The organism is Actinokineospora cianjurensis, from assembly GCF_003663795.1.
GTDB classification, from domain to species: Bacteria; Actinomycetota; Actinomycetes; order Mycobacteriales; family Pseudonocardiaceae; genus Actinokineospora; species Actinokineospora terrae.
Map to the genome: position 1 here is coordinate 127,417 of NZ_RCDD01000005.1, position 9,942 is coordinate 137,358.

The window sequence follows — 9,942 nt, forward strand, 5'->3', positions numbered from 1 at the left end:
GACGAGCTCGACCCGGCGGCAGGCGTGGTGCTGCGGGTGGTCTGGTTCGACCGTGGCGCCCGTGAGGGCAGGCTCCTGGTGGTCGCCCACCACTTCGTCGTCGACGGCGTCTCCTGGCGCGTCCTGGAGCCCGATCTGGTCACGGCGTACCGCGGCGAGGACCTCGACCCGGTCGGCACCTCGTTCCGACGCTGGTCCCTCGGGCTCGCCGAGGCCGACCGCAAGGCCGAACTCGACCACTGGGGTGCCCTGGCTGAGTGCACCGGTGAGCTGATCGCCACCCGCGAGATCGGCGCGGACGACACGGTCGCGACCGGTCGTGAACTCCGGTTGTCCCTATCGCCGGAGGAGACGCTGCCGCTGCTGACGACCTTGCCGGAGCTGTTCCACGGCACCGTCAACGACGTCCTGCTCGCCGGTTTCGCCATCGCCGCCGCCGCGACCAAGGGCAACGTCCCGCGCGTCGTCGATGTCGAAGGCCACGGCCGCGAAGAGCAGGCCGTGCCCGGCGCGGACCTTTCCCGAACCGTCGGCTGGTTCACCACCGTTTACCCTGTCCGGCTCGACCTGGCGGGTATCGACGCTACCGACGCGTTCGCCGGGGGAGCGGCGGTGGACGCCGCGGTGAAGCGGGTCAAGGAACACCTGAGGACCGTGCCGGACAACGGCATCGGCCACGGCCTGCTGGGTGACACCGGGATCGCCCGCCGCGAGGTCCTCGTCAACTACCTCGGCCGGTTCGGGTCCTCGACCGAGACCGGACCGTGGACCGCCGCCCCCGAGGCCGCCGCGCTCGGCGGCGGGGTCGACCCGGCCATGCCCATCACGCACGCCATCCAGGTCAACGCCGTCACGGTGGACACCCCGGACGGCCCCAAGCTGGCCGCCACGTGGGCGTGGGGCGGCGCTGTCGTCGAAGAGACCGCGGTACGCGAACTGGCCGAGGCATGGTTCGCGGCGCTTCGGGCGATCGCCCGGTCCGGCAGCGGTGGGCACACCCCGTCGGACCTCACCTTCAGTGACCTGTCGCAGGACGAACTCGATGAGTTCGAGTCGGAGTGGAACCAGTGAACACGCGCAAGTCCGGACTGGAAGACGTCCTGCCCCTCTCGCCCTTGCAGCAGGGCCTGCTCTTCCACAGCGAGTACGGGACCGAGGCCGAGGACCCCTACCTGGTCCAGTTCGTGCTCGACCTGGACGGGCCGCTCGACGCCGCCGTGCTCAGGGTGGCCGCGCAGGCACTCATCGACCGCCACGCCAACCTGCGAGCCTGTTTCCGTCGCCGTAAGAGTGGCGAGGTACTCGCCCCGGTCCCACGTGAGGTAGAGCTGCCCTGGCGTGAGCTGGAGCTGGACGAGTCCGACTGGGACGGTGTCCTGGCCGCCGACCGCGCCGAGCGGTTCGACCTCGCGCAGGCCCCACTGCTGCGGGTAGTCCTGGCCAAGCTCGGTGATGACCGGCACCGGTTGCTGCTGACCTATCACCACATCCTGCTCGACGGATGGTCGACTCCACTGCTGGCGCGGGAGCTGTTCCAGCTCTACACCGCCAAGGGCGACGCGTCGAAGCTACCGACCGTCCGTCCGTACAAGGACTACCTGGCCTGGTTGCGCGCGAAGGACGCCGACGCCGCCCGCGCTACCTGGAGTGAGGCGCTGCGCGGCGTCGAGGAACCCACCCTGGTCTCGCCTGGCGCCGACCCGTCAGGTTCAGCCGAGCAAACCCCCATCGCGCTACCGGACGGTCTCCTCGACGGCCTTACCGCGCTGGCCCGCACTGCCGGGGTCACCTTGAACACCGTCGTGCAGGCCGCGTGGGCCCTGCTGCTGGCTCGCACCCTGGGCCGTCAGGACGTCGTCTTCGGCGCCACCGTGTCTGGTCGCCCCGCCGACCTCGCGGGCGTCGAGTCGATGATCGGCCTGTTCATCAACACCGTGCCCGTGCGGGTGCGGCTCGACCCGGCCGAGACCGTGACCGCGCTGCTGGCCCGCGTCCAGGCCGAGCAGGCCAGGGTCATGGACCACCAGCACTTCGGGCTCGCCGACATCCAGCGGACCGTCGGCATCGGCGAGCTGTTCGACACGCTCACCGTGTTCGAGAGCTACTTCGTCGACACCGCCGCCCTGGACCAGGCCGAGGCCGCGACCGGGCTGCGGGTCCGCGCGGGGGAGACCCGCGACGCCACGCACTACCCAGCCACCCTGGTCGCGACCGGTGGCGCGCTGCTGCTCAAGTACCGGCCCGGCCTGGTCGACCCGGACGCGATGTCGGCCCGCCTGGTCCGGGTCTTGACCGCCCTCGTGGCTGCTCCTGACGCTGCCGTGGCGAAGGTCGACGGTCTCTCCGACGCCGAGCGCGACAACCTCTCTCGTGGCTGGAACCCGACCGGTGAGCCGGGCGAGGTCGCCACTATCCCGGCTCGGTTCGCCGAGCAGGTCACCCGTAGCCCGGAAGCTCTAGCGCTGATCGCGGGCTCTGAGCGACTCACCTACGCCGAGGTGGACGCCCGCTCAAACCGCCTAGCGCGTGTCCTGGTCGAGCGGGGTGCACGGCCGGGTGGGATTGTCGCGATCGGTCTGCCCCGGTCGGCTGATCTCGTGGTCGCGGTGCTCGCCGTGCTCAAGTCCGGCGCTGCCTACCTGCCGCTCGACCCGGGCTACCCGCGCGCGCGACTCGACCTGATGCTCGCCGACGCCAAGCCGACACTGCTCATCACGGACCTCACCGACTTCGAGGTGCCCACCGTCGCACCGACCGAGGGCGCCGACGGGCCGCTGGAGCCGGTAGCGCTAACGCCTGATCACCCGGCCTATGTCATCTACACCTCGGGCTCCACCGGAACCCCCAAGGGCGTCCTGGTACCCCACCGCAACGTCGACCGGCTTCTTACCGCCACCGACCACTGGTTCGGATTCGGCCCCGACGACGTGTGGACCCTGTTCCACTCCTACGCCTTCGACTTCTCCGTCTGGGAGCTGTGGGGCGCCTTGCTGCGCGGCGGCACTCTCGTCGTCGTCGACCACGCCACCAGCCGTTCCCCCGAGGCGTTCCTCGACCTCTTGGAGAGCGAACGCGTCACCGTCCTCAACCAGACCCCCTCGGCGTTCAACCAACTCGACGCCGCTGACGCCGCCCGGGGCGGGGTGGACCTCGCGCTGCGGTACGTCATCTTCGGCGGTGAGGCGCTAGAGCCCCGGAAGCTCGCAGGCTGGTACGAGCGTCACGCGGACGACGCCCCGCGCCTGGTCAACATGTACGGCATCACCGAGACCACCGTGCACGTCACCTACCTCCCGCTGACGCGCGCAGCGGCCACAGACGGCCTGCCGGACATCGGTATCCCCATCCCCGACCTCCGCGCCTACGTCCTCGACGACGGCTTCGGTCTCGCCGCACCGGACGTCGTCGGTGAGCTGTACGTCGCCGGTGCGGGTCTCGCAGACGGCTACCTCAACCGCCCCGGGCTGACGTCAACCCGGTTCGTTGCCAACCCGTTCGGACAGGGCCGCCTCTATCGCACCGGCGACCTTGCTCGTTGGCGCGCTGACGGCACCCTGGAGTACTTCGGACGCGCGGACGGACAGGTCAAGCTGCGCGGGTTCCGCATCGAACTCGGAGAGATCGAGTCAGTCCTCTCCGCACACCCCTCCGTCGCCGACGCCGTGGCGGTGGTCCGCGATGACCGCACCACCCGGCTCGTCGCCTACGTCGTGCCCGCGACGGCTGCGACGCTCGAAGGCATCGACCTGCGCGACTGGGCAGCGCGAGACCTACCTGAGCACATGGTGCCCGCCGCAGTCGTAGTGCTTGACCGCATTCCTCTTACCCCGAACGGCAAGGTGGACCGCAAGGCCCTCCCCGCGCCGGACTTCGCGGGTCTCACCACTTCTCGTCAGCCCGAGACCGATGCCGAGCGGGCCCTGGCGGCGGTGTTCGCCGAGGTGCTCGGTGTGCCGACGGTCGGCCTGGACGACGACTTCTTCGCCCTCGGCGGCGACAGCATCATCTCGATCCAGCTGGTCAGCCGCGCCCGCGCGGAGGGCCTCAGGTTCTCTCCCCGCGACGTCTTCGAGCGCCGCACCGTGGCCAGGATCGCCGAGGTCGCCGCCGCACCCGCGCCCGCCGTCGTCTCCACCGGCACCGGCCAGGTCCCCCTGACGCCGATCATGCGCGAGCTGCTCGGCCGGGGCGGCCCCATCACCCGGGTCTCCCAGGCGCGGCTGCTGGTCGCCCCGGACGGGCTGACCCCCGACGGGCTCACCTCGGCCATTCAGTCCGTTGTGGACACTCACGACATCTTGCGCGCCAGGCTCACCGGCGATGCGCTCGACGTGCGCCCGGCGGGGTCGGTGCGTGCCGACGCCGTCGTGCGGCGGGTCGAGGGCACTGACTTCGCGGCCGAGGCGGCCCGCGCGTACGCCGAGCTCGATCCGGCGGCGGGGGAGATGCTGCGGATTGTGTGGTTCGCGCCTGACCGGCTGCTCATCGTCGCGCACCACCTGGTCGTCGACGGCGTCTCGTGGCGGATCATCGTGCCCGACCTCGCCGACGCCGTCGCCGGAAAGCCGCTCGCGCCGATCGGCACCTCGTTCCGCGACTGGGCGACCGCGCTGTCCACTCAGGACCGCACCGCCGAGCTCGACCACTGGCGCGCGACCCTCGACGGCGTGACCGGGCGCCGGATCGACCCCGCGCGGGACACGGTGTCCACCGTGCGATCCGTCCGAGTCGCGGTGTCGAAGGAGACCACGTCCAGACTGCTCGGAGCCGTCCCGGCCGCCTACCACGCGGGCGTCGAGGACGTCCTGCTCGCCGCGTTGGCATTGGCCGTCGCGCGGACCCACGGCGTGTCGTGGCAGGTGGTCGACCGCGAGGGGCACGGCCGGGTCGAGGGCGCCGTCCCCGGCGCCGACCTGCACCGCACCGTCGGCTGGTTCACCTCGCTGCACCCCGTCCGCCTCGACCTGACCGGAGTCGACGTCGCCGACGCGTTCGCCGGTGGCGCCGCGGCCGGACTCGCGCTGAAACTGGTCAAGGAACAGCTGCGCTCAGTGCCGGGGGAGGGCCTCGGATTCGGATTGCTGCGCGACTCCCTGCCCGCGACCACCCCCGAGATCCTGTTCAACTACCTGGGCCGCTTCGGCACCACGGGAGCCGCCGGCCCCTGGTCGGGGGCGCCGGAGGCGGGCGCGCTCGGCGGCGACGCCAACGCTGATCTGCCGGTCGGGCACGCGCTCGACATCAACGCCGTCACCGCGGACGGGGAGCTGACCGCCACCTTCTCGTGGCCCGCCGCGCTGCTGGAGCAGGCCGAGGTCGACGAGCTGGCCGCCGCGTGGGTCAGCGCGCTCGACGCCATCGACCGGCACGCCGCGACCGGCGCGGGCGGGTTCACGCCGTCGGACTTCCCGCTGGTCGACCTCGAACAGTCCGATGTGGACTCGCTGGTCGCCGCGCACCCCGGCCTGGTCGACCTCTGGCAGCCGACCGCTCTGCAGCAGGGCATCGCCTTCCTGTCCCGCTTCGACGACGACGCCACCGACGTCTACACCGTGCAGTTCGCCTGCGAGCTGACCGGACCGCTCGACACCGCACGGCTTCGTGCCGCGGCGGAAGCGCTGATCGCCCGGCACGACACGCTGCGCGCCGCGCTCGACAGCACCGGCACCGGCGATCCCGTTCTCGTTGTCAGTGAACAGGTCGAGCTGCCGTGGCGCGAGGTCGACCTCGACGGGTGGGATCAACTCGTCGCCGACGACCAGCGCACCCGGTTCGATGTCGCCGCCGCACCGCTGGTTCGCTTCACCCTCGGGCGCGGCGGTCCTGAGCGGCACCGGCTGCTGTTCTCGTTCCACCACGTCCTGCTCGACGGCTGGTCGACGCCGTTGCTGGTGCGGGAGCTGTTCGAGCTGTACGCGGGCAACGCACTGCCCGCCGTCCGGCCGTACCGGGACTTCCTCGCCTGGCTGTCCACTCGGGACGTCGGGGTCCAGCCGTGGGCGCAAGCCCTCGCGGGCGTTGCCGAGCCGACCCTGGTCGCACCGGCGGGTGCCGCGAAGTCGGGTGCGTTGCCGCGCAAGGTCGAGCTGACGCTGCCGGAGGGGTTGCCGAAGGTCGCGCGGGAACGCGGAGTCACCCTCAACACACTCGTGCAGGCCGCCTGGGGACTGACGTTGGCGCGCGGTCTCGGCCGGGGTGACGTCGTCTTCGGCGCCACCGTGTCCGGCCGCCCCGCTGACCTGCCCGGCGTCGAGTCGATGATCGGCCTGTTCATCAACACGCTGCCGGTGCGGGTCCGGCTCGACCCGGCCGAGTCGGTGGCGTCGCTGCTGTCGCGCGTGCAGGCCGAGCAGGCCGCTTTGCTTGACCACCAACACGTCGGGCTCGCCGAGATCCAGCGTGCGGTCGGCGTCGGTGAACTGTTCGACACGCTGACGGTGTTCGAGAGCTTCCCGATCGACACCGCCGCGCTGGACCGGGCCGAGACCGCCGCCGGGTTCCAGGTGAGCGGCGTGACCGGTGCCGACGCGACGCACTACCCGATCACGTTGACCGTGGGGGCCGGTCTGTCCGCGTGGCTGGACGTGCGCGATGACCTGGTGTCGGACGATGTCGTGTCGGCTTGGGCGCGGCGGTTCGTCCGTGCGCTGGAGGCTTTCGCCGAGCCGGACACGGTGGTGCGGGACCTGGACCTGATGTCCGATGTGGAGCGCGAGTCGCTGCTCGCTGCCTCGCGCGGGCCGGTTGTGGAGGTCTCGGACTCGTCGGTGCTGGACACGTTGGCCCGGCAGGACCGTTCGGCGCGCGCGGTGGTCGGACCCGACGCCGTGCTCACCTACGGCGAACTGGCCGAACGGTCGGACCAGATCGCGGGGCTCCTTGTCTCCCAAGGGGTTCGTGCGGGCGATGTGGTGGCATTGGCGTTGCCGTCGTCCGCCGGGCTGGTCGCCGCGATCATCGGTGTGTGGAAGGCGGGCGCGGCGTACCTGGTGCTCGACCCGGAGTACCCGGCGGACCGGCTGGCGTACATGGTCGAGCAGGCGCGGCCCGCGGTGACGTTGACCATCGCCGCTGTCGGCATGCCCGGCGCGGTGGAGATCGACGCGGTGTCGGGCTACTCGTTCACCGGTGGCCCGGTGTCGGGCGCGGCGTACGTGATCTTCACGTCGGGGTCGACCGGGCGGCCGAAGGGCGTCGTCGTCGAGCACGCCGGACTGGTGAACCTGCTGGCGTCGCACCAGGCGGCGGTGATGCGGCCGGGTCCCGCGTTGCAGGCGGCCTCGTTCTCCTTCGACGCCTCGCTCGACCCGCTGCTGTGGCTGGTCGCCGGGCACGAGTTGCACATCGTCGCGGAGCCGGGCGTGGAGTACGTCCGGTCGAACGGCATCGCCTACGTCGACGCGGCGCCGTCCCTGCTGGGGCAGCTCGTGTCCGATGGCCTGCTGACCTCCGGTGTGTCGGTGGTCGGGACCGGCGGCGAGGCCGTGAGTGCCGTGCTGTGGCGGGAGTTGGCGTCCAGTTCCGTTGAGGCGTTCAACTTCTACGGTCCCACCGAGTGTACTGTGGACACTGTGGTGGCCCCGGTTGTCGGGTCGGATGTCGTGATCGGGCAGCCGGTGGCGAACTCGGTCGCGTACGTGCTGGACCCGGCGCTGGGGTTGGTCGCGCCCGGTGTGGTCGGTGAGCTGTACGTCGGCGGGCCCGGGGTGGCTCGCGGGTACCTCGGCCAGCCCGGGCTGACGGCGTCCCGGTTCGTGGCGAACCCGTTCGGTGCAGGCCGGTTGTACCGGACGGGTGACCTGGTGAGGTGGCACCCGTCCGGGTCGTTGGAGTTCCTGGGCCGTGCGGATGATCAGGTCAAGGTGCGCGGGTTCCGGGTCGAGCCGGGCGAGGTCGAGGCGGTGCTGTGCGAGCACCCGGGGGTGACCGCCGCCATCGCCACCGTGCGCGACGGCAGGCTCGTGGCGCACGTCATCGGGGCCACGGACCTGCGTGCGCACGCCGCGTCCCGATTGCCGGACCACATGGTGCCCTCGGCCTTCGTTGCGATCGACGAGATCCCGTTGCTGCCCAACGGCAAGGTGGACCGCGCGGCACTGCCCGATCCCGACTTCGCGTCGCTGGTCTCCACCCGCGCCGCGACGACCGACATCGAGGCCGTCCTCGTCGAGATCTTCGCCGCTGTCCTCGGCCTCCCCACTGTGGGCGTGGACGACGACTTCTTCGCGCTCGGCGGCGACAGCATCGTGTCCATCCAACTGGTGAGCCGCGCGCGGGGTGCCGGTCTGCGGTTCTCGCCCCGCGACGTCTTCGAGCAGCGCACCGTTGCGGCACTCGCCCTCGTCGCCGTCACCGACAAGCCCGCCGTCGCAACAGATGACGGCACCGGCTTCGTCCCCTTCACCCCCATCATGCGCACGGTCCTCGACCTCGGCGGCCCGCTCGACCGCTTCGCCCAGACCCAGGTCCTGCGCGCCCCCGCCGACCTGACCCGCCCGCGACTGGTCGCCGCCGTGCAGACCTTGATCGACACCCACGACATCCTCCGCGCCCGCCTGGCCCCCGAGGGTCTCCTCGTCCCACCCGCGCTCCCCGCCGAGGACCTGGTCCTGGAACTGGACGGACCCTTGGACGTGGACCGCGTCCTGGACACCCTCAACCCCGAGGCCACAGCCGTCCGCGTCGCCTGGTTCCCCACGGCGGAGGTCGTCGTCCTCGCGGCGCACCACCTGGTCGTGGACGGGGTTTCGTGGCGGATCCTGGTACCGGATCTGGTCGCCGCCTACGACGGGCAGGCGCTCCAGGCCGTGGGGACGTCGTTCCGGGGGTGGGCGCTGGGGCTGGTCGACGCCGCGCGCACCCGGGTCGACGAACTCGCGCACTGGACGTCCGTGGTGGCTGCCGACGAGGCCCCGCTGGGGGATCGGCTGCTGGCCGGGGACACCGTGTCCGGGCTGCGGCGGGTGGTCACGACCGTCGCCGCCGATGTGGCCGAGTCGCTGCTGGGGCCGGTGCCCGAGCTGTTCCACGCCGAGGTCGACGACGTGCTGCTGACCGGGTTCGCGCTCGGCGTGGCGCGGTGGTCGGCGCGCCACCAGGACCAGCGGCGGACGGCGATCACCGTCGACCTGGAGGCGCACGGCCGCGACGAGGAGGCTTTCCCCGGCGCGGACCTGCACCGCACGGTCGGGTGGTTCACCAGCGTCCACCCGGTCCGCATCGACCTGGCGGGCATCGACATCGCCGACGCCGTCGAGGGCGGTCCGGCCGCGGGCCGGGCGGTCAAGCAGGTCAAGGAGTGCCTGCGGTCGACCCCCGGCAGCGGCATCGGCTTCGGCCTGCTGCGCCACCTCAACCCCGACACCGAGCAGGCCCTCACCGGCAGGCGCCAGGTGCTGTTCAACTACCTGGGCCGCTTCGACACCGCCGCCCCGACCGGCCCCTGGTCCCCCCTACCCGGCATCGGCGGCGGCGCGGACGCCGACATGCCCGCCGAATACCCGCTCCAGGTGGACATCACCACCGTCGACGGCCCCGAGTTCCACATCGCCTGGACCTACCCCGACGGCGTCTTCACCGAACGCGCGGTCCGAGACCTCGCCACCTGCGTGTCCGGTGCCCTCCGCGCCATCACCGAACACGGCGCCGAGGAAGGCGCGGGCGGCCTCACCCCGTCCGACCTCCTGGTCACCGGCTTCGGCCAAGACCAGATCGACCGCTTCGAGGCCAAGTGGCGCGACCTATGACCACGACGCGAGCCCACCGCACCGAACCCCGAACGGAGGACCTCGTGCGCCACGCGGCCTCTAGCCCAGGAAAGCCCGAGCCGAGAGATGTCGTCGGTGTCCGGCTTGGTCCGGGACCGGTGACGAGCCGGGAAATGACCAGGAACACCTGCCTGTCCGGCGTCGGTTCGGCGCGTGTTGGTTGGTTCGAGGCGAA

At 71.6% G+C, this 9,942-nt stretch carries 2 protein-coding genes (1 of these 2 only partly in view); both read left to right on the plus strand.

Annotated features, from left to right (window positions below; translation table 11 throughout):
• Positions 1–1,071 carry the final stretch of a non-ribosomal peptide synthetase gene (locus CLV68_RS26015; RefSeq protein ID WP_121393527.1) on the plus strand. Its footprint begins 17,811 nt before the window's first position, so 1,071 of the gene's 18,882 nt are visible here — the last part of the coding sequence; its start codon lies beyond the left edge, outside the window; it ends in the stop codon at positions 1,069–1,071.
• Entirely contained in the window at positions 1,068–9,746 is an 8,679-nt protein-coding gene (locus CLV68_RS26020; protein WP_170224587.1) for a non-ribosomal peptide synthetase, read from the plus strand. Before CLV68_RS26015 ends, CLV68_RS26020 begins: the two co-directional genes overlap by 4 nt.
• Positions 9,747–9,942: the final 196 nt, after the last annotated feature.